The sequence below is a fragment of the Polynucleobacter sp. 35-46-11 genome, from assembly GCF_002281105.1.
Genome location: NZ_NCFJ01000468.1, coordinates 1 through 1,959, shown reverse-complemented (window position 1 = coordinate 1,959; position 1,959 = coordinate 1). Strand labels below are relative to the sequence as shown.

1 protein-coding gene is annotated in these 1,959 nt (G+C 49.1%); it reads left to right on the top strand.

Annotation, left to right across the window (positions count from 1 at the left end; translation table 11 throughout):
- Window positions 1–1,959, top strand: a 1,959-nt coding sequence (locus B7Y67_RS16440; protein WP_293599553.1) for an Rne/Rng family ribonuclease, incomplete at both ends; no start/stop codon positions are given.

Below are 1,959 nucleotides of genomic sequence, written 5' to 3'. Positions count from 1 at the left end.
TCAAAAACTCATCGATATCGATATCGAAGCTGCCGGTCGTGAACAACGCAAAGGCAATATTTACAAAGGTGTTATTACCCGCATTGAGCCTTCGCTCGAGGCTTGCTTTGTAAATTACGGCGAAGAACGCCATGGCTTCCTGCCATTTAAAGAAGTTGCCCGCACCTACTTTAAAGAGGGTATTGATGTCCGTAATGCCTCTATTAAGGATGCATTGCGTGAAGGCCAAGAAATCATTGTCCAGGTGGAAAAAGAAGAGCGTGGCCAAAAAGGTGCCGCACTCACTTCTTTTGTCTCGCTAGCAGGCCGCTATTTGGTATTAATGCCAAATAACCCACGTGGAGGCGGTGTTTCTCGTCGCATCGAAGGCGAAGATCGTCAAGAACTCCGTGAAGCAATGTCCCAATTACAAGTACCAGATGGTATGAGCATCATTGCTCGTACAGCCGGTATTGGCCGTGACGCCACTGAATTGCAATGGGATTTAAGCTATCTCATGCAGTTGTGGACCGCGATTGATGAAGCCGCTAAAGGCAATTCAGCGCCGCTATTGATTTACCTCGAATCCAGCTTAGTGATTCGTGCGATTCGTGATTACTTCCAACCAGATATTGGTGAGATCCTCATCGATACGGATGACATCTACGAGCAAGCTGCAGCCTTTATGTCTGTAGTAATGCCGGATAACTTGCCTAGAGTGAAGCGTTACCAGGACGATGTTCCATTGTTCTCCCGCTTCCAAATCGAGCATCAGATTGAAACTGCTTACTCACGTACCGTACCATTGCCATCCGGTGGCGCAATCGTGATTGACCATACTGAAGCTTTAGTTTCAGTAGACGTCAACTCTGCACGTGCAACCCGCGGCTCTGATATTGAAGAGACTGCAACCCGCACCAACTTGGAAGCTGCCGATGAAATCGCTCGTCAAGCACGTTTACGTGACTTGGGTGGCTTGATCGTGATCGACTTCATTGATATGGAATCGAGCAAGGCACAAAAGGATGTTGAGAATCGTTTGCGCGATGCTCTGCGCCATGACCGCGCTCGTGTCCAGATGGGTAAGATTTCCAAGTTTGGTTTGATGGAAATGTCACGCCAGCGTTTACGCCCTGCTCTGTCTGAGGGCAGCCATGTAACTTGCCCACGTTGTAACGGCACAGGCCACATCCGCGATACCGAATCTTCTGCATTGCAAGTCTTGCGCATCATCCAAGAAGAGGCAATGAAAGAAAACACTGCCGCTATTCATTCACAAGTTCCAGTCGAAGTGGCTGCATTCTTGCTCAATGAGAAGCGCGCTGAAGTCATCAAGATTGAGACACGCTTCAAAGTCAATGTCTTAATGATTCCAAACAAGCATTTAGAAACTCCACATTACAAGCTTGAGCGTTTACGCCATGATGATCCGCGTCTTGACGATCAGAAGGCTAGCTATGTGATGGCTGAAGAAGCTGCTGCTGAACTCGAAACAGATACTGCAGTAAGTCGCAAAGATGCAGATGTCAAAGTTCGCCCAGAAGCTGCTGTTAAAGGTATTACGCCAAATGCACCAGCACCTGTAAGCCAGCCACGTCCTGCGCGCACTGAAAAAGCTAGTACTGAAACTGCTAGCTCCGGTGGATTCTTTGGATTTATTAAGAGCCTATTCTCTTCAACGCCTGCGCCGGAAGTGAAGCCTGCTCCAAGCGCACCACGTGGTCGCAATCAAAACAATCGCAACGGCAATAACCGCAACCGTGGTCGTCGTGGCGAACGTAGTGATCGCGGTGAGCGTCCAGTTGAAGGTGCAGCAAGCGCCGAAGGTACAAATGCTCCACGCGAAGCGGGTTCAAGTAGAGGTCGTCAAGATGGTCGCAACCGCAATGGCAATAACGGCAATCGCAATCAAAATCCAAGACCAGAAAATCCAGCTGCGGTAACTCCAGCTACTGAGGCTGCTCCAGGTACTGATACAGC